The organism is Hymenobacter sp. UYP22 (assembly GCF_040547285.1).
Taxonomy (GTDB): Bacteria; Bacteroidota; Bacteroidia; order Cytophagales; family Hymenobacteraceae; genus Hymenobacter.
This window is the reverse complement of the sequence record NZ_JBEPPK010000008.1, coordinates 139935-159036: the sequence shown is the minus strand read 5'-3', so window position 1 is coordinate 159036 and position 19102 is coordinate 139935. Positions and strand designations below refer to the sequence as shown.

General features: G+C 61.4%; 13 protein-coding genes. All 13 read left to right on the top strand.

Annotated features, from left to right (window positions below; genetic code table 11):
• Positions 1–96 precede the first annotated feature (96 nt).
• The 13 genes from ABIB60_RS14360 (at position 97) to ABIB60_RS14300 (ending at position 18980) form a co-directional block, all read left to right on the top strand.
• Positions 97–1719, top strand: coding sequence for a lipopolysaccharide biosynthesis protein (locus ABIB60_RS14360; protein WP_354580827.1), 1623 nt, complete (start codon positions 97–99; stop codon positions 1717–1719).
• A gap of 2 nt (positions 1720–1721) precedes the next feature.
• Positions 1722–2879 carry a glycosyltransferase family 4 protein gene (locus tag ABIB60_RS14355; protein ID WP_354580825.1) on the top strand — a complete coding sequence of 386 codons (1158 nt, stop codon included), beginning with the start codon at positions 1722–1724 and terminating at the stop codon, positions 2877–2879.
• Positions 2876–4174 (top strand): O-antigen ligase family protein, encoded by a 1299-nt coding sequence (locus tag ABIB60_RS14350; RefSeq protein WP_354580824.1) that lies wholly within the window; start codon positions 2876–2878, stop codon positions 4172–4174. The genes ABIB60_RS14355 and ABIB60_RS14350 overlap by 4 nt, the downstream gene beginning before the upstream one ends.
• A gap of 33 nt (positions 4175–4207) precedes the next feature.
• A complete protein-coding gene (locus ABIB60_RS14345; protein ID WP_354580822.1) occupies positions 4208–5236 on the top strand; it encodes a nucleotide-diphospho-sugar transferase in 1029 nt (342 codons plus the stop codon).
• A gap of 5 nt (positions 5237–5241) precedes the next feature.
• Entirely contained in the window at positions 5242–6543 is a 1302-nt protein-coding gene (locus tag ABIB60_RS14340) for a glycosyltransferase family 4 protein (RefSeq protein WP_354580820.1), read from the top strand.
• A 71-nt stretch (positions 6544–6614) separates the two neighbouring features.
• Complete coding sequence (locus ABIB60_RS14335) at positions 6615–7913, top strand: glycosyltransferase family 4 protein (protein ID WP_354580818.1); 1299 nt, start codon at positions 6615–6617, stop codon at positions 7911–7913.
• A 30-nt stretch (positions 7914–7943) separates the two neighbouring features.
• Positions 7944–8783: a glycosyltransferase family 2 protein gene (locus ABIB60_RS14330; protein ID WP_354580816.1), complete on the top strand. Its 840-nt coding sequence runs from the start codon at positions 7944–7946 to the stop codon at positions 8781–8783.
• A gap of 37 nt (positions 8784–8820) precedes the next feature.
• Positions 8821–10002 (top strand): hypothetical protein, encoded by a 1182-nt coding sequence (locus ABIB60_RS14325; protein ID WP_354580814.1) that lies wholly within the window; start codon positions 8821–8823, stop codon positions 10000–10002.
• Positions 10003–10629: 627 nt separating this feature from the next.
• The gene (locus ABIB60_RS14320) at positions 10630–13284 is read left to right on the top strand and encodes an Ig-like domain-containing protein (protein WP_354580812.1); all 2655 of its coding nucleotides are present in this window, start codon (positions 10630–10632) and stop codon (positions 13282–13284) included.
• A gap of 236 nt (positions 13285–13520) precedes the next feature.
• On the top strand, positions 13521–14633 hold the full coding sequence (gmd, locus tag ABIB60_RS14315) for a GDP-mannose 4,6-dehydratase (RefSeq protein ID WP_354580810.1): 1113 nt from the start codon (positions 13521–13523) through the stop codon (positions 14631–14633).
• Between the two features lie 135 nt (positions 14634–14768).
• Positions 14769–15725, top strand: a complete 957-nt coding sequence (locus ABIB60_RS14310; RefSeq protein WP_354580808.1) for a GDP-L-fucose synthase family protein — start codon at positions 14769–14771, stop codon at positions 15723–15725.
• A 38-nt stretch (positions 15726–15763) separates the two neighbouring features.
• Complete coding sequence (locus tag ABIB60_RS14305; protein WP_354580806.1) at positions 15764–16999, top strand: glycosyltransferase family 61 protein; 1236 nt, start codon at positions 15764–15766, stop codon at positions 16997–16999.
• 28 nt (positions 17000–17027) lie between these two features.
• Positions 17028–18980 (top strand): glycosyltransferase, encoded by a 1953-nt coding sequence (locus ABIB60_RS14300; protein ID WP_354580804.1) that lies wholly within the window; start codon positions 17028–17030, stop codon positions 18978–18980.
• Positions 18981–19102 lie beyond the last annotated feature (122 nt).

Here is a 19102-nt window from a genome sequence, read left to right as displayed (position 1 = left end):
AGCTGCCTGCTTCTCACCTGCCAACTCCACTCCTCCCCACCCTACCGCGCTGCTTTTCTCTGTCCGTTGCCCCTTTCACCCGGATAGTACCCCTACATGGCCTCCACTGCATCAAACCTGACTACTGCCGCCGTGCACGGCGTAAAATGGACCACTGGTGCTACCATCACCACGGCCCTGCTGCAAATTGGCTACACTGCCACCATGGCCCGGCTGCTCAGTCCGGCGGCGTTTGGGCTGGTGGCCCTGGCCGGGGTTATCCTGCGGTTTGGGTCCTACTTCGCTCAAATGGGCATGGAGCAGGCCATCATTCAGAAGGCCGAGCTGACCCGCGCTGACGTGCGGGCGGCGTTTACCTCCTCGGTGGTGCTGAGCCTGGTATTTGCGGCGTTGCTGGTAGTGGCGGCCCCCTTGGCTGCCAGCATTGTGCAGCAGCCCGAGGTGGTGCCCGTGGTGCGGGTACTGGCGGCCGGCCTGCTGCTCACGGGCCTGAACGCCACAGCCCTTAGTCTGCTGCGCCGGCACATGCAATTTCGCACCTTGGCCATCATAGAGGTAGTTGCCTACGTGCTCGGCTACGGCGGCCTGGGTATTGGGCTGGCGCTGCACGGGTACGGGGTCTGGAGCCTGGTAGCCGCTACGCTGGGGCAGAGCTTGCTGCTCACCATCCTGAGCTACCTGGCCGAGCGCCACGATATCCGGCCGTTGCTTGAGTGGGAAACGTACCGGCCGCTGGTGGCCTACGGCAGCCGCATGTCGGCCATTAGCTTTCTGGAGTTTGTAACCGGCTCCCTGGATACGCTGCTGATTGGCCGCCTGCTGGGAGCCGCCGCCCTCGGTATTTATAGCCGGGGCTGGATGCTGATTGGCTTGCCCGTATACCTGCTTACTACCAGCGTATCGAAGGTGGTTTTTCCTTCTTTCAGCCAAGTACAGGCCGACCGGCCCCGCCTCCGGGCCGTGTACCTGAGCAGCATTACGTTAGTTGGCGCCTTGGTAATTCCTATTTGCGCCGGGGCCGCCGTGGCTGCCCCCGAAATTGTGCGCGTGATGCTGGGGCCCGACTGGCTGGCGGCCGTACCCATTCTGCGGGTGGTGTGCGCGGCGTTTGCCCTGAGCATGGTGACCATGTTTGCCGGCGTGGTATGTGATGCTACCGCCACGCTCACGCCCAAGCTCTGGCTGAACCTGCTGTACGTAGTGCTGCTGACCGGCCTGTTTATGGGCCTGAGCCGCTACGGGCTGCTGGGCGTAGCGGGGGCGGTGGTAGCCGGCGAGGTACTCCGGACGGTGCTGTACCTGGGCCTGATGCGCCGGGTACTGCAGGTTTCCGCAACGGCTGTGCTGAGCACCTACGTGCCGGGTTTGCTGGCCGGAGTTCTGGTAGCGGCCGGTATTGCCGGCGTACGGGAACTGCTGCCCTCTGGCTCGGTGCCCGCCGCCGCGCTTTTGCTCACTGAAATACTAACGGGTGGCTTGCTGCTGCTGGCCTTTGCAGTAGGCACCCCACCCGCCCAACTGCGCCACGTGCTGCGCCGCATACTCCAGCGCCTGCTGGAAGGCAATACGGCTTCCGGCCGGTTTGGGCACTTGCTGCTTGCTTTTTCGGCCCGGCTAGCCCACCTGGATAATAGGCCCGTAGCCGCCCCGATTACCTCCTCCGCTCCTGTTCATGCGCATCCCGCCCTGTTTCCCGATCCTGAAACCGAACTGATATAACCATGCGTGTTCTGTACGATCATCAGGCGTTTACCCTCCAGGATTTCGGGGGCGTCTCCCGCTACCACCACGAGCTGCTGTGTCATGCCACCTGGGAGTCGGAGCTGGCGGTAGCGCTGAGCAACAACCTGTACCTGCGCGACGGGCACTACTCGCGGCACCGCACCTTTCTGCCCAACTCGCGGCTGCCGGCCCGCTGGCGGGTAATCGAGTTTTGCAATAACCGGGCTTCGCGGCGGGCCATTGAGCGGGGCGAGTTTGATGTATTGCACCCGACCCTGCTGGACGACAACTATTTCTTGGATCTGCTTCCGGCCGGCAAGCCCTTGGTTGTTACCATCCACGACATGATTCCGGCCCTGTTTCCGGAGCACTACCCCGACCGGGACGCCCGCCGCCTGGAACGGACAGTTCAACGGGCTGACCGCATCATTGCCGTATCGGAGCACACCCGGGCCGATATCCTGCGGCTGCTTCCTGTGGCCCCGGAAAAAGTGCGGGTAGTGTACCACGGCTATACCGACCGGGAGTATCCCTCGGCGGGCCCCGCTTTGCCCGTGCCCGCGCGCTATGTGTTGTTCACGGGTAGCCGGGCGCTGTACAAAAATTTTGGCTGCGTGGTAGAGGCCCTGGCCCTGCTCCCGGCAACTCAGGCCCGAGGCTTGCACCTGGTATGCGCCGGGGGAGGCCCCTTTACCCCCACGGAGCACGCCTTGCTGCAGCGGGCCGGCTGGGCCGGCCGGGCCCATCAGTTTGGGCCGGTTTCCGATGCTCAGCTCAACTTGCTGTACCGCCAGGCGCAGGCTTTTATTTTCCCTTCGGAGTACGAGGGGTTTGGGCTGCCTATTCTGGAAGCCTACGGGCAGCAGTGCCCCGTACTGCTCAGCCAGGCCTCCTGCTTTCCCGAAATTGCCCGCGAGGCGGCTCTCTACTTCCCGCCCAACCAACCGGCCGCCCTGGCCGAGCAGCTGGGCCGCTTGCTCACCGACGCCCGCCTGCGCCGGGAACTGGTGCAGCTAGGCCAGCTGCGGCTGCTCGATTTTACCTGGCAGCACACGGCCCGACGCACCCGCACCGTGTACGAGGAAGCCTGCCAGCCCCTGGGGGCCGCCGGTGCGCGCATGCCCACGGGTAGTCCCATTCCTGCTTTGGAGTTATGAAAATCAGTCTTCGCTTCCGCCACGTGCTGCCTATTCTGTTGGTGTTGCTGACCGACCGCGCCTTCACGGAATTTGTTATTGCCTACCCAGATGACCCCAGACTGGGCTGGTACAACTACGCCATTACGGGCTTTTCTCTGCTGCTTATTGCCCTGTATTTCCGTCAGCTGAGCCCATTGATGCGGCGCTGGCTGCTGGTGCTGGTAGCCGCTGTGGGGTTATTGGCCCTGGAGTCTTACAGTGGTTGGGGTGCTCCCTTCGTGTACCTGCACGTATTTGCCAAGCTGCTGGCCCTATTGCCCATTTTTGCCCTGTATGCCTATTATCGGCAGCACCCGCTGCCCATGGGTCTGCTAATGGTGCTGGTGCTGGTGGGGTTGGCTACCAGCCTGGCCCTTTTCCATTCGGATGCCCTGAGCCTCACAGCCTTTCTGGATACGGAGCGGGGCTTCGATGTAACTTCCGCCTTCCTGCTGCTGCTACCGGCGCTGTACTACTTCAACCAGTACCTGTTACGGGGCGGGCTGCTGCGCCTAGTAGTGTTTTTTGGGATACTGGCGCTGATTGTGTTCTTGCAGCACCGCACGGTGTGGCTGACTACGGCCCTGGCCCTGGCCCTCAACCTGCTGCTGATTGTGACCCACCGCGTGGAGGGTCTGCGGCTTAGCGCCCACCGCCTCACGCCCCTGCTGCTGCTGCCGGTGCTGGTGCTGGCCCTGGGGGGCACCGCCCTGGTGCTGGATAACCCGCTGGTACTGCGCAAGCTGGAAAGCAACGTGGAGGATATTACCAACGCCGACAAGCAGGGCACCGGTAGCTGGCGGCTCAAGCAAATGGAGGCCTACCTGCCTTTTGTGGAAGAGCACCCGGTAGCCGGTATGCGCCTGGCGGGGTTTGAGCTGCCCGTGCAGTTTTACGGCGACGGTGACCGGCCCGTGTGGGCCGACCGCACCGGCCACCACTTTCACAGCTTTTACTTCGACCGGCTGTTTTACTTCGGTATTCTGGGGGTGCTGCTGGTGCTGGCCGTTCCTGTCTGGCAGCTACTGAAACGGGCGCGCCAACCCGAGCCCTTCGCCCCCAATACGGCCGTGTTGCTTTGCTTTTCTGCCTGCGCTCTGCTCTACGGGTTTTCCTACGATTGGCCACCCTACCTCTACGGCATCATTGGGCTTACGCTGGCCGTGGCCCCGCCCCTGCGGCTGCCGGCCCGCCACCCGGCTGGCTCCCTACCCGCCCCGCTCCGGGTAGCCGATACGCCGGTGCCCTCCCCGGCCCTCCCGCTGCCTGCTTAACCTGCGCTTTTGCCTGTACCTGCTGCTTTGGCCATGCTCACTTCTACCTCCCACTCCACTCCGGCAACGGCGCTTCGTACGGCAGTGCTGCTGCTCATCTTTAACCGCCCCGAAACAACCCGGCGCGTGTTTGAGGCCGTGCGCCGGGCGCGGCCGCCCCGCCTCTACATTGCCGCCGACGGCCCCCGCACCACCCACCCCAACGACCCCGCGCGCTGCGCCGAAGCCCGGGCCATTGTGGCCGCTATTGACTGGCCCTGCGAGGTATTTACCCTGTTTCGGACCACCAACCTGAACTGCGGCGTAGGGCCGGCCTCCGCCATTGACTGGTTTTTTCGGCAAGAGGAAGAGGGAATTATTCTGGAGGATGACTGCGTGCCGGCACCCAGCTTTTTCCGGTTCTGCGAGGAGCTGCTGGCCCACTACCGCCACGATGCCCGGGTAATGCACATTGGAGGCAACAACTTCAGCCGCGAGGCCCGCCGGCCCCGCCCCGCCGGAGCCGAATCCTACTACTTCTCCACCCAGGTAAATAGCTGGGGCTGGGCTACCTGGCGCCGGGCCTGGCAGCACTACGATTTTCAGCTGAGCAACTTCCGGGAGCTACACCGCCAGGGCAAGTTGCAGGGCCTGTATGGTACCCGCCTGGAAAACCGCTACCGGCTCAGCAAAATTGCCAGCGTACTGGACCTTCCCCAGCCTCCCGATGTGTGGGACTATCAGTGGCACTTTGCCATTGTGGCCAACTCGGGGCTGTGCATTGTGCCGGCCACCAACTTGGTGGGCAACATTGGCTTCGGCGACCAGGGCACCCACACGCTCAACAGCACCGATGAGTTTGCCGATGTGCCCACCACCGATGCCCACTTTCCCCTGCACCACCCCAGCACCATACTGGCGGACCGTCGCCGGGATAACCGCCGGTTTCGGGAGTTTTTGCGGGGGCGGGTGGCAGCCAAGCTCCGCCAGCTTCTGTCCCGCCGGCCGGCTCCTGCAGCCTCAGTATCTGCGGCGCCCTACACCCCACCCGTTCCACTACTCACTTCAGTTACTCACGCCTGACCTCTATGAAGATTCTACTTTCCGCCTATGGATGCCAGCCGGCTAGTGGCGGCGAAAATGGGAATGGCTTCAATTGTCTGTGGGAAACGGCTGCGCTGGGCCATGAGGTATGGTGCTTTACTACCCCGCTCAACAAGGGTGATTCGCTGGATAGCCATTTGCGGAAACTTGCCCATGAGCCCGCCGCCCAGCGCATTACTATTGTGTACGTGGCAGTACCGGCTTTGCTTACCTATCTGTACCGGTGGCAGTTTGGCGTGTACCTGCATTATATTTTCTGGCAGTTCAGGGCCTGGCGCAAAGCCCGGCAGCTGGATGCGGTGGTGGATTTTGATATGGTACACCATATCACCTACAACAGCCTGCAAATGGCCTCCTGGATGTGGCGCCTGGGCAAGCCCTTACTGCTGGGGCCCTTGGGAGGCGGCATTCATGCGCCGGCTTCGCTGCGCAGCTACTTACCCGATTGGTTTAAGACGGAAACCATGCGCAACGTCATCAGTTGGCTGCTGATAACCTTTGACCCGAACGTCCGTCAGTCTTTGCGGCACGCCACGCTGGTGCTGGCCGCCAACCGCGAAACTGCCGACCTGGCCCGGAAACTGGGTGCCACCCGCGTGGAGCTGGCCATGAGCACCGGCCACCCCCTCTCCTTCTATCCCGAAGCGTACACCCCCCGCGAGCCGGCCCCGAACGGGGAGCTGCGGATTCTGTGGCTGGCCCGGCTATTTCCGCGCAAAGGCCTGCACTTGGTGCTCGATGCCCTGGGCCGGGTGCACCCCCGCGTCAAATTTCATCTGGATATTATGGGCGACGGGCCCGTGGCCCCCTATCTGCCGGAGTGGGTTGCCGCGGCCGGTCTGGAGGGCCGGGTTACCTGGCACGGGGCGGTACCCTACGCCCGGGGCCGGCAAGCATACCAGGAGCACGACCTATTTATGCTCTGTAGCCTGCGCGACACCTACGCCGCCCAGTACCTGGAGTCGATGGCTATGGGGTTGCCCATCCTGACGCTTGACCACCACGGCGCCACCGATTTTATTCCGGATGAGGCCGGCCGCAAAGTGCCCGTGGGCACCCCCACTGCAACGGCCGAGGCCCTGGCCCGGGCAGTGGAGCACCTCTACGACCACCCCGCCGAGCTGGAGCGCATGGGCCGCGCCAGCTTTGCCTACGCCCGCGCCCACAACTGGCCGGCACTGGTTGCCCACCACCTGGGCCGCATGGCCGCCGCCACCCCCGCCCTGCACGACTTGGCTACCCCACCTGCAGCAGTTGCCACTGCTGAGCTTTTCCCGGTTGCCTAAGCCGCGCTGCGCCGCCTTTTCTCCACCGCCCAGACAGGCTTCCAACTCCTGCCCTGCTTTCCGCCCTCCCTATGAACGCCTTGGTTTCCGCCTACGCCTGCAATCCTCAATTTGGGGGTGAAGACGGCTTTGGCTTCAACTGGGCCTGGCAAACTGCCCGCCAGGGGCACCGCGTGTGGTGCCTGACCACCCCCTGCGGCCGGGCCGGCATTGAGGCGTTTATGGCGCAACACAGCCCCGAACTGAGCCCCAACCAGATGCAGTTCATCTTCGTGACGGTGCCCGCCTGGGTAGAGTTTCTGCAGCGCTGGCAGTTTGGCGTGTACCTGCACTACATGGTGTGGCAGTACCAAGCCTGGCGGGTGGCCCGGCAGCTCAGCCAGTCCGTGGCCTTCGACTACGTGCACCATGCCACCTATGGCAGCCTGCAGATGGGCTCCTGGCTGTGGCGCCTGGGCAAGCCGTTGGTGTTTGGGCCCGTGGGGGGAGCTCAACAGGCCCCGGCCGCCTTCCGCCGGTTCATCCCGGACTGGTTTAAAACGGAAACCTTGCGTAATGCCATTGGGTGGTTGCTGCTCACCTTCGACCCCAACGTGCGCCAAACCCTGCGCCATGCCACCCTGGTGCTGGCCACCAACTCCGAAACGGCGGCCTTGGCCCGCAGGATGGGGGCCCGCCGGGTAGAGCTGTTCCTGGATTCTGGCCTGCCCGACGCTTTTTTCCCCGAAATCTTCCCAGTACGCTCCCCCCGGCCGGTGCTGCACCTGTTATGGCTGGGCCGGCTGTTTCCGCGCAAGGCGCTGTTTCTGGTGCTGGAGGCTTTGTCCAAAGTAGATAAGCAGGTACCCTTCCACCTCACCATCATCGGCGACGGGCCATTACGGCCGCTTTTGCCCGCCTACCTTGCCCGCTACGGCCTCCAAGACCGGGTAACCTGGCGGGGTGGCGTACCCTGGCAGGAAGTGCGGGCGGCCTACCTCTCTCACGACGTGTTTCTGTTTGGCAGCCTGCGCGACTCGTTTGCCTCGCAGTTTCTGGAGGCCATGGCTACCGGGCTGCCCATCATCACCCTCGACCACCAGGGAGCCCACGACTTTATTCCGCCTACCGCCGCCGTCAAAGTGCCTCTCAGCACTCCTGCTGCTACCGCCCTGGGGCTGGCGCAGGCCGTGGAATATTTTTACCAAAACCCCACGGCCCGCTGGGCGGCCGGCCGAGCGGGCTTTGCGTTTGCCACCACCCAAACCTGGGCGCTACGCACTCAGCGCCTGCTGAGCCTGCTGCAGCCGCTGTTGCCCCTGCCCCTGGCGCTGGCTCCCAGGTCTGCTTCCCCACCGCTTCACGCCTCACCCCAACCGGTGCGAGCATAACTTTTTACCTGGCTTCTACTGCTTTTCGCCATGCTGTACATCGTCATTCCCGTCTTCAACCGCAAAGAGTTTACCCGGGCCTGCCTGCATTCCTTGCAGCAGCAAACCACGTTGACTTTCACTATTGTGGTGGTAGATGATGGCTCCACGGATGGCACCGGGCAGATGCTGCGTGAGGAGTTTCCGGCGGTGCTGATTGAAGAAGGCGACGGCAACCTGTTTTGGACGGCGGGCGTGAACCTGGGCATCCGGCGGGCTTTGCGCGAGGGGGCCACCCAGGTAATGACCCTGAATAATGACGTGCTGGCCGCCCCCAACTTTGTGGCCGATATGCTGGCTAAAGCGGCCCAGCACCCCACGGCCGTACTGGGGGCCTTGGAGTTAGATGTGGCCACTGGCCGGCCCGTGTACGGGGGCGAAACCCTGGACTGGCGCACCAATACCCGCCACGACCTGCTGGCGCAGTTGCCCGCCAGTCAACGCCACGGCCTGCACCCGGTAACTTACCTGCCCGGCCGGGGCCTGCTCATTCCGGGGGCGGTACTAGAAACTATTGGGCTATTCGATGAAAAGCACTTGCCCCATTACCTGGCCGATTTCGACTACACCAGCGTGGCCCGCCGCCACGGCTTCCCGGTGTACTGCAACTACGATGCCCACCTGAGCACTTACCCCGAGGAAAGCGGGCAGGAAATTACGCGCCGCCGCCGCAGCGTCCGGGGTTACTATCAGCATCTGTTTGGCATTCGGGGGGGCGGCAACCTACGCAATTTCACGTGGTTCAGCCTCAAAAACTGTCCCCGGCCTTACCTGCCCTATTTTCTGCTGAATGGTTACGCCCGGCGGCTGGTAGGGTATTTCCTGCACTAGCCCCCGCCTCAGCGGCCGGCTGCTTTCCTTTCGTGTTATGCTAACTACCTTCTGGACCCGCCTATTGGTAGCGGGGGCCCTGCTGGCCACTGGAGCCACCTGCGCCTTACGCTCCGCCCCCGACGCCGTATTGGTCATCCGAAAAGGGGGCACTTACACGGGCCACTACCAGAGTACCAGTTCCGGGCAGGCCTGCATCCGCATTGCCACCACCGAGCCCGTAGTGCTGGAAGGCTGCGAGCTGCGCGGCCCGGGCCTGCTCATTGATGCCCGGGGCGGCGGGGCCAACCTAACGGTGCGCAACTGCCGGGGCTACGGCGAACAGCCCACCACCGACAACCAGGCCCGGGGCCGCTTTCTGGAAATCAATGATGGCACCCACCTGCTAGCCGAGCGAAACTACCTGGACCACACCAGCGGCTTGCTTGTGTACCGCTGGCAGGGGGCGGGCACAGCGGCCCAAACCATTACGGTGCGCGCCAACCAAGCCCGTAATATTGATGGGCGCTACCGCAACGGCGGGGGAGCCCTAGTGAGTTTTCTGCAGCTAAACCAGGTGCACGGGGTTGAGCACATTGATATCAGCTGGAATGAAATAGTAAACATGCCCAACCACAGCCTGGTGGAGGATAACATCAACCTGCACAACTCCTCTGGCACGGCCCGCAGTCCGCTGCTCGTGCATCATAACTACATCCAGGGTGCTTACCCGCTGCCCGCTACGGCCCCTAAGTTTACCGGCTCCGGCATTACCACCGATGGCGACGCCTCCTCGGCCCTAACGACCACCGCCTACGTGGAGGCCTACCAGAATACGGTGGTGAGCACCTGCAATGCCGGCATGAACATAGCGGCCGGCCACCACAACTACTTTCACCACAACCGCATCATTACCAGCGGCCTGCTGCCCGATGGCAGCCGCTTACCAGCCACCTACGCCGGCACGGCCGTGTTCAACGGGTATGAGAAGCCAGGCACGGTATTCTTCGGCAACCGCATGCACAGTAACACCATTGGGTTTGTGAGTTGGGGCCGGCATAGCCCCTACCCTAACCGCCACGACCTGAGCACCGATGCCTGCGCCCCCTGCACCGGCACGCGCCACCTGCCGGGCCCGATTACGCTGCAAACCGAAGCACAGGAGCACGCTAGCTGGCAAACCCAACTCCGCCAGGCCGGTCAGCAAGTAGGTTTAATTACCTCATTGGCAAGTAATTGACCAGGCAACGTATATTTTTTTGTCATTTACGCTCAGTAAGAAAAAGGCCCGTCTGTTTCAGATGGGCCTTTTTTGTTGCCTCCATTTCTATTGCCAATTAAAATAATACAATTCATTAGCAAGCACCGGTTGTATCCATATGTAAGTTGTTTTATACATTTGCAATGAACCTCAGGTATCGATTTGGTACTATTACCATAATCAAGTCGATCAGGCTTTATCCAAACCCTTCTGTATTCCCTGAAACAACGGATTCGGATTGGATGGAAATAAGAGCCGACTGTTCAGCGGGTTTTTACAACCCCTGGTGGCTGCAGATAGGATTGTGCGGAAGGATAAACAGGTTTGCCACACGTTTTTAAGCTTTCATCACTTCAGCAGATTTTGCTCTACTGAAGCGGCAGGATAAGAAGAAGCAGGAGCATCAGGTGCCAGATAACTCCTCACTTTCTACCCGTTCTGCCAGAGCAATGCCTTCAAACAGCGCCTTTTGTCAATAGTACGAATTCCATCCAGCTGCCTGGAACAAATTGACTCAGGAATGAATTTATCTAATCATTCCTATATAAATTTTTTCTTGCATAGGCTCGCAGAATGCAAAAAGCCCTCAGAACATCTTTTCACCTGATGACTCAACGCAACCGCTCTGGTGTCCGTTTGCTGTCCTTGACGGCAGCAGTAGTATCTTTCTTTAACCTGCAGCCCGCCGCCGTGCAGGCCCAAGGCCAGTACCCCACCAACATCACGTACTCAGCCCCCATTACCATCACCCAGGGCGGTACCTACACGGGCAATTTCCGCAGCACCGACTCCAACACGCCCTGCATCCGCATTCAAACAACTCAGCCCGTAACCATTACCGGTTGCGTATTGGTTGGTGCCGGCGACCTGATTGATGCCAAGAACGGGGGCTCTACCCTCATCATTACCAACAACAAGGGCTACGGCATTCAGCAAAGCGTGGATAACCGCCGCCACGGCCGCTTTGTGGAGGTAAATACGGGTCGCTCAGTGCGCGTGGAGAACAACTATTTCGAGCACACCTCGGGGGTTGCCCTTTACCAGTGGAGCGGCGACGGCTCGCCCTCCCAGACGCTAACGGTGCGCTATAACCAGGCCAAGAACATTGATGGGCGCTACCGCAACGGTGGGAGCGAATACGTGCAGTTTCTGGGCCTGAACCAAGTACGCAACGTGGGCAACATGGAAATTGCCTGGAACCAGGTGATTAACGAGCCCAACAACAGCCTGGTAGAAGACAACATCAACTTTTTCAACTCCGGCGGGGTGCAGCAAAGCCCGGCCCGCGTGCACGATAACTTCGTGAAAGGGGCATACCCCTACCCGGCCAATGGCACCAAATTCACCGGCACGGGCATGACTACCGACGGCGACGGGTCATCGGCTTCCACCACGGCGGCCTTCATTGAGGCCTACAATAACCAGTTCATCAGCACCTGCAACGCGGGCATGAACATTGCCGCCGGCCACGACATCTACTTCCACGACAACCGCATGGTTACCAGCGGCCTGTTGCCCGATGGCTCGGCCATGAATGCCCACTACGCGGCTACGGCCGTGTTCAACGCCTATCAGCAGTCGGGCTCGGTATTCTACAACAACCGGATCCAGAACAACACCATCGGGTTTGTGAAGAACGGGTACAACGTGCCGTTTGCCAACCGCCACGACCTGAGCTCGGGGGCCTGCGCGACTTGCACCGGCACCAACCACTTGCCCAACCCCATCAACCTGCAGACGGAAGCGGGGGAACTGACCCTGTGGCAGCAGAAGCTGCAGCAGAACAACATTGCGCTGGGCGCGGGCGGCACCAATACGGGCACTACCACGCCGGCTCCAGCCCCCGCTCCTACTACTACCTCGCCGCCGGTAGCCACTACCCCGCCCGCCTCACCCTCTAACGCTACGTTTGTGCGGGCCATCAATGTGAACGGCAGCGCCACCACCATTGACGGCAAAAGCTGGGAGGCCAGCAACACCTCGGGCTTCCAGGTAAACGGCACCACCTTCGCCAACCAAGGCGTAACGCTGACGCCGGCCACCGATGCGGCCCGCGCCCAGATGATTCGCTCTTCCTCCTACGGCAATGCCCTAACGGCTAACGTAGCGGTAGCCAACGGCACCTACTTAGTGTACGCCTATGTGTGGGAAGACAACAATGCCGAAACCTTCAGCCTGGCGCTGGAAGGCCAAACGGTGCAGAGCAACTTCAACAGTGGCTCGGCGGGCAGTTGGAGCCGCCTGGGCCCCTTCACGGCCAACGTTGCGGATGGTACTGTTACCCTCACGTCTTCGGGCGGCACCATCAACCTGTCGGGTATCGAAATCTGGAAATCGGGCACCACGGCCCCTGCCAACCAGGCTCCTACGGTTAGCCTGGCGGCTGCCAGCACCAGCCTAACGGTAAATTCGGCCCTGGCCCTCACGGCTACTGCCGCCGATGCGGATGGCTCAGTAGCCAAGGTGGAGTTCTTCAATGGTGCTACCAAACTGGGTGAAGACACGTCGGCCCCTTACCAGTTGAGCTGGACACCCACGGCCACCGGCACGGTTTCGCTCACGGCCAAGGCCACCGATAACGCGGGGGCCAGCACTACCTCCGGGGCAGTTAGCGTAGCAGTTACTGCGGCTCCGGTGGCGGCGGCCACTACCACGTTCTACCGGGCTATCAACCTAAACGGCGCAGCTACTACCCTGGATGGCAACGCCTGGCAGGCTAGCTCGGCCGGTGGCTACACCACCAACGGCACCACCTTCGCCAACCAGGGCGTGGCCCTGACGCCGGCCACCGATGCGGCCCGCGCCCAGATGATTCGCTCCTCAGTGTACGCTCGTAACCTGACTTTCACAATGAACAGCGTACCCAACGGCACTTACGAGGTGTATGCCTACATCTGGGAGGATAATGCCGCCCAAACTGTGAGCATTGCCCTGAACGGCCAGCCGGTGCAGAGCAACCTGAACACGGGTGCAGCGGGTAGCTGGAAGAAGATTGGGCCTTTCACCACCAGCGTTACCAACGGCACACTCACGCTCACCAGCTCCGGCGGCGACCTGAACCTATCGGGGGTGGAAGTGTGGCGCAAGTCGTCGGGCACGGCCTTCCAACTGCTGAACCCTTTCCAGTCCTCGGCTTCCACGTTGGCAACCACTCTCAGCCCTGCTGCGGGTAAGCCCGCCGCTGCTGCAGTACTGCGCCCTACCCTGCTCGCCCTGGCACCAACCAACTCGCGTCAGCGTATGGCAGCTCGCCTCGGTTAATTTAAAGCAGAAGTTTTCGGCCCCGGCCGATACCCAACCAAAAAGCCCAATGCCTTGCCGGCGTTGGGCTTTCTGTTTGGGTATGCATTTTATTTATTTACCTTAATCAATATTTAAAATAAATATTTTTATACAATAAGTTGGATATGCGGTTTATAATACAATAATTTGAAGCAAAAGTTCTACTACATCAACCTACTGTTGACCTGTCTGTTCACTTCTCAATACGCATCTCTATGAAGCGCGCACTCATTACTGGCATAACTGGCCAAGATGGCTCTTACCTGGCGGAACTCCTGCTCAGCAAAGGATATGAAGTGCACGGCATTAAGCGGCGCTCCTCCATGTTCAACACCGAGCGGATTGACCACTTGTACCAGGACCCTCACGAGGACCACGTGCGCTTCAAGCTGCATTACGGCGACCTGACCGACTCCACCAACCTGATTCGGATTGTGCAGGAAGTGCAGCCCGACGAGATTTACAACCTCGGGGCCATGTCGCACGTGAAGGTGAGCTTTGATACGCCCGAGTACACGGCCGACGTGGACGGCATTGGTACGCTGCGGCTCTTGGAAGCCATCCGGATTCTGGGTCTCACGCACAAAACGCGCATTTATCAGGCCAGCACTTCCGAGTTGTACGGACTGGTGCAGGAGGTGCCCCAGCGCGAAACCACGCCCTTCTACCCCCGCTCCCCCTACGCCGTGGCCAAGCTCTACGGCTTCTGGATTACGGTGAACTACCGGGAAGCCTACGGCATGTACGCCTGCAACGGCATCCTCTTCAACCACGAAAGCCCCCAGCGCGGCGAAACCTTTGTGACGCGCAAAATTACCCGCGCCGCCGCCCGCATTGCGCTGGGCTTACAGGACAAGCTGTATTTGGGCAACCTGGACGCCAAGCGCGACTGGGGCCACGCCAAGGACTACGTGGAAGCCATGTGGCGCATGCTCCAGCAACAGCACCCCCGCGACTACGTGGTGGCTACCGGCGTAACCACCACGGTGCGCGAGTTTGTACGCCTAGCCTTTGCCGAGCTGGGTATTGAGGTTGGCTTCAGTGGCAACGGCGCCCAGGAAACCGGTTTTGTAGTGGCTTGCCACCACCCCGATTTCCAGCTGCCCATTGGCCAGGAAGTGGTGGCCGTTGACCCCGCCTACTTCCGCCCCACTGAGGTTGAGCTGCTCATTGGCGACCCGACTCGGGCCAAAACCGAGCTAGGCTGGGAGCCCCAATATGATTTGCCGGCCCTGGTGCAGGATATGGTACGGGCCGACCTGCGCCTGTTCCGCCGCGACGCAGTGCTGCTGGAAGCCGGCCACCAGATTATGTACCACGATGAGTAGGCGGTGAAATGGTGAGTGGTGAAATGGTGAGTTTGACGGGCTATTTGCGCCACCTGCGCAGCTTGCCCTGATAAGACCGCCAGAACATCCACCTCACCAGTTCACCACCTCACCAGTTCACCTATTCTCCCTGCTATGGAACTCAACGCTAAAATATACGTGGCCGGCCACCGGGGTATGGTGGGCGCGGCCCTTGTGCGCCGCCTAAAACAGGCCGGTTTTCAAAACTTAGTTACCCGCACCTCCCAGGAGTTGGACCTGCGCGACCAAGCCGCCGTGGAGGATTTCTTCGCGCTGGAATGCCCGGAATACGTGCTGCTGGCCGCCGCCAAAGTAGGGGGCATTCAAGCCAACAACACGTACCGCGCCGATTTCCTGTATGATAACCTGATGATACAAAGCAACGTGCTGCGTGAAAGCCAGCGGCACGGGGTGCGTAAGCTGCTGTTTCTGGGTTCCTCCTGCATTTACCCCAAGCTGGCGCCCCAGCCCATTCGGGAGGAGTACCTGCTCACGGGCCTGCTGGAGCCTACAAACGAGCCCTACGCCATTGCCAAAATTGCCGGCCTCAAGCTCTGCGAAGCCTACCGGGCCCAGTACGGCTGCAACTTTATCTCGGTGATGCCCACCAACCTCTACGGGCCCGGCGACAACTACGACCTGCAAGGCTCCCACGTGCTGCCGGCCTTGCTGCGCAAGTTTTCGGAGGCGGTGGCCCTGGGCCTGCCCCGGGTGCAGGTGTGGGGTACCGGCACGCCCCGCCGCGAGTTTCTGCACGTGGATGACCTGGCCGATGCCTGCCTGCACCTGCTGCTGCACTACAACGGAGCCGAGCCGGTGAACATCGGGACCGGGCGCGACATCAGCATTCAGGAACTGGCCGACCTAGTAGCGGAGCTGACTGGGTATGCCGGCGAAATTCTCTTTGATTTCTCCAAGCCCGATGGCACGCCCCGCAAGCTCCTGGACGTGAGCAAGCTGCACCACCTGGGCTGGCAACATTCTATTGGTCTGCGGGCGGGCATTGAGTCCGTGCTGCAGTCGGCCGAGTGGCGGCGGGCGGCCCAGCTTCCTGTACCGCAGTTAGTCTAGCTAGCTGGGATATAGCGTTCAACCAAACCGGTACATGTATGCATGATGTTTTACTTCGGACGCAACGGAAGGCAGGCCGGCTGCTGCGCGAGTGGCTTCCTTATAACTTACAATACCGCCCGGTGGGGGTGCACGCCAGCAGCCGCGAGCTAGCAGCCCGGCCTGGTAGCGGGGCCGCTTATTTTGGCGTGGTGCCGGCCTATACTTCCCGCCTGCACATTCCGGCAGAGTTTTACGCCCAGGCCTCCGAGTACGCCGGCCTCCACGATAAGCCTCACCCCACGGAAAATGTGCCGGCCTCTTTTGTGCTGGAAATTATTGACGGCCGCATTTACGCCGACAACTTCAACAGCGTGGCCATTATTGCGGCCGACAACCGGCTGGTGGGCGACGTCTCGTTTCAGTACAGCAGCAAGCACTGGAACCTGACGCCGCCCGAGGACAACAACATCTTTCAGCAGCGCTACTTTGAGCCCCCGGTAGAGGTGCCGGGCACCATGTGCAGCCTGCTGGCGGGCGGGGGCGCAGCCAGTGGCAACTACTACCACTGGCTTATCGACTCCCTGCCCCGCCTGCACCTGATTCGTGAAGCCGGCCTGCTGGACGCCGTGGATTACTTTGTGGTGTATGATAAAACCAAGCGGTTTGTGCTGGATACCCTGGCTGCGCTGGGCATCGGGCCCGAGCGGCTGCTGGACGTGCAAACCACGCCCCACCTGCGGGCGCGCAGCCTGCTGGCTACCTCCGCCGTGCGGGGTCGCCTCACCCACACGCCCAACTGGGCCTGCGACTTTTTGCGCAGTATTCTGCTGCCGCCCCCGCCGGTAGCGCGCACTTTTAGCCCCTACATCTACATCAGCCGCCGCGACGCGCCGGGCCGCCACATCCTCAACGAGCCCGAGCTGGAAGCCATGCTGGCGGAGTACGGCTTTGAAACCCACGTGCTCACGCCCTACTCCCAAGCCGAAAAAATTGCCCTGTTTGCCCAGGCTCAAGTGATTATTGCCTCCGTGGGCGCGGGCTTGGCCAACATCGTGGTGTCGCCGCCCGGGGCCCAGCTGATTGAGTTGTTCCCGCAAAGTTTCGTGGTGGCCGATTACCTGGAATTTACTTCTCGCCTAAGCATGGGCTATCAGTTTCTGGTGTGCGGCTCGCCCCACGCTAGCGCAGACCGCACCAATGCCCAGCGCGACGACCTACGCGTGGACCTGGCCGCCCTACGGCCCTTAGTAGAGGCCGCCCTCAACCGGCTGCCGCAAACTACGCCCGCCTGATACTTTCGCCTCACTTTTCCTGTTGCTTATGCCTGCCGTTTTACTTTCCGTGGTTACCTGGAACAGCGCCGCAACTATTGAGGCGTGTTTGCAGTCGGCCCTGCAGCAGACGTTCCGCGACTTTGAGCTGTGGGTTGTGGATAATGATTCGCACGACGATACGTGTGCCCGGGTGGCCGCCCTGGCTGCCCAGGATAGCCGTATCCGGCTGCACGCGCTGGGACAGAATACGGGTTTCTGCGGCGGTCATAACTTCTCCCTCGACCGCACTGAGCACCCGTTCGTGCTGCTGGTAAACCCCGACGTGGAAATGGAACCCGACTACTTAAGCCAGGCCGTGGCCACTATGCAGCGCGACGCCCGCATTGGCACCGTGTGCGGCCTGCTGGTGCAGAGCACCGAGGCCGACCCCCGCATCGACAGCGCCGGCATGGTGGCCCTGCCCGATGGCCGCTACAGCCTGCGCCTGCACGGCCAGCGGCTAAGCGAGGTTGCGGACCTGGAGTCCACCTGTGTGGATGGGGCCGATGGCGCATTGCCGCTGTACCGCCGCACCTTTATTGATGATTTGCGCGTGCAGGGCGAGTTTTTCGACTCCCGCTTTTTTGCGCACAAGGAGGATTGGGACATTGCCTGGCGGGGCCAGCTGTTTGGCTGGCAGACGGTGTTTGAGCCCGCGTGCCGGGCCTTGCACCCCCGCGTGTTTCAGCCCGCCAACCTGCAGCTGCGCCGCCGCCTGCATGGGGCCATCAAAGTAGATGCGGTGAAGAACCAGTGGCTCCTGCTCATCAAAAACACCCCGCGCAAACAGGCGCTACGCACGTTGCTGCGGGCCCTGCCCCGCCAGCTGGCCATTGTGGGTTACGCGGCCGTAGCGGAGCGCAGCTCATTGCGGGCCGTGAGCTACCTGTGGCAAAATTGGCGTAGCGTGTGGGCAACCCGGCGGCTGGTGCAGCACCGGGCCCGCCTCCCCTGGGAGCCGGCACTGGCTTCCCCGGAGCCCTTACTCAGCATCTGCGTGCCTACGTACCACCGCCCGGAGCTACTGGCCCGGGCATTACGCTCCATTGGCCCGTTGCCGGCCGATGTGGAGGTTATCGTTTCGGATAACTCTACTCAGAACGATGCCGGCCAACACATAACCACTCATGTACTGGCCGAGCAACCCGCCGCCCGCTGGCGCTACTACCGCAATGAGCCGGGTGGCACAGCTGCCACCAACTGGACCGCCTGTGTGGAGCGGGCGCGCGGCCACTACCTACTAATGCTGCACGACGATGATTACCTGCTGCCGGAAGCACTGCCTACCATGCTCCAAACGCTGCGCGTGGTACAACACAAGCAGCACGCCGTGTTGTTTGGCGTGCGTGTGGTAGATGCCGCCCGCCACGAGCTGCAACGGCAAGTGCCAGCCCGTACCGAGTACTTACCAAATCAACGGGCTGTTGAGGCCCTACTTTCCAACTCAAGCATGGTGCGCATGCCGGCCCTGGTGGTGAGCAAGGAAGCCTACCTGCACACAGGTGGCCCCGACCCTCAGCAGCACGACACGGATGATACGGACTTATGGCTGCGGGTATTTGCCTACGGTGGTGTGCTACAGGTGCCGGCCCTCACGGCCGCTTATTCCGTGCATGAGGGTGCCTTGACCACCAGCGTTTTTCACGAGCAAAATATCCAGCTACTGCAGCGCATTTTCCAGAGAGCCCGCAGCCGCCAACTACTTCCGAAGCGGCAGCTGCAGCGCGCAGAAGCTCGATTTTTTCACCAGTTTGTGCTGGCCGGTGCCTACCGGGCCCTGCGCCGCCACGATGTGCAAGGGGCCCGCAAGGTATTGGCCCTGCTGCAACTTTCCCAGCTTCGGCACCTTTCCACTCCCCTACCCTGGCTGCCCATCCGACTAGCTATGCAGGTGCTGACTCGCTTCCAGCTCACGCCGCCACCGCTGAGCCGTGTGAGCTGGCTGCGTCCTTCACTGTAGGTAAGCTACCCGGACATGGCCAGAAGCAGAAAACGCTCATAAAACGAACCTTCATAAAACAGCACAAATCCTCCGAACCCTGACTAATCATGCAGTCAGGGTTCGGGGGCTTGGCATTAATG

Excerpts from the sequence above, each read along its gene's own strand:
- ABIB60_RS14345 (WP_354580822.1), top strand. The coding sequence starts at position 4,208 with ATGCTCACTTCTACCTCCCACTCCACTCCGGCAACGGCGCTTCGTACG.
- ABIB60_RS14350 (WP_354580824.1), top strand. The coding sequence starts at position 2,876 with ATGAAAATCAGTCTTCGCTTCCGCCACGTGCTGCCTATTCTGTTGGTG.
- ABIB60_RS14300 (WP_354580804.1), top strand. The coding sequence starts at position 17,028 with ATGCCTGCCGTTTTACTTTCCGTGGTTACCTGGAACAGCGCCGCAACT.
- ABIB60_RS14360 (WP_354580827.1), top strand. The coding sequence starts at position 97 with ATGGCCTCCACTGCATCAAACCTGACTACTGCCGCCGTGCACGGCGTA.
- ABIB60_RS14330 (WP_354580816.1), top strand. The coding sequence starts at position 7,944 with ATGCTGTACATCGTCATTCCCGTCTTCAACCGCAAAGAGTTTACCCGG.
- ABIB60_RS14335 (WP_354580818.1), top strand. The coding sequence starts at position 6,615 with ATGAACGCCTTGGTTTCCGCCTACGCCTGCAATCCTCAATTTGGGGGT.
- ABIB60_RS14325 (WP_354580814.1), top strand. The coding sequence starts at position 8,821 with ATGCTAACTACCTTCTGGACCCGCCTATTGGTAGCGGGGGCCCTGCTG.
- ABIB60_RS14310 (WP_354580808.1), top strand. The coding sequence starts at position 14,769 with ATGGAACTCAACGCTAAAATATACGTGGCCGGCCACCGGGGTATGGTG.
- ABIB60_RS14305 (WP_354580806.1), top strand. The coding sequence starts at position 15,764 with ATGCATGATGTTTTACTTCGGACGCAACGGAAGGCAGGCCGGCTGCTG.
- gmd (WP_354580810.1), top strand. The coding sequence starts at position 13,521 with ATGAAGCGCGCACTCATTACTGGCATAACTGGCCAAGATGGCTCTTAC.
- ABIB60_RS14340 (WP_354580820.1), top strand. The coding sequence starts at position 5,242 with ATGAAGATTCTACTTTCCGCCTATGGATGCCAGCCGGCTAGTGGCGGC.
- ABIB60_RS14320 (WP_354580812.1), top strand. The coding sequence starts at position 10,630 with ATGACTCAACGCAACCGCTCTGGTGTCCGTTTGCTGTCCTTGACGGCA.
- ABIB60_RS14355 (WP_354580825.1), top strand. The coding sequence starts at position 1,722 with ATGCGTGTTCTGTACGATCATCAGGCGTTTACCCTCCAGGATTTCGGG.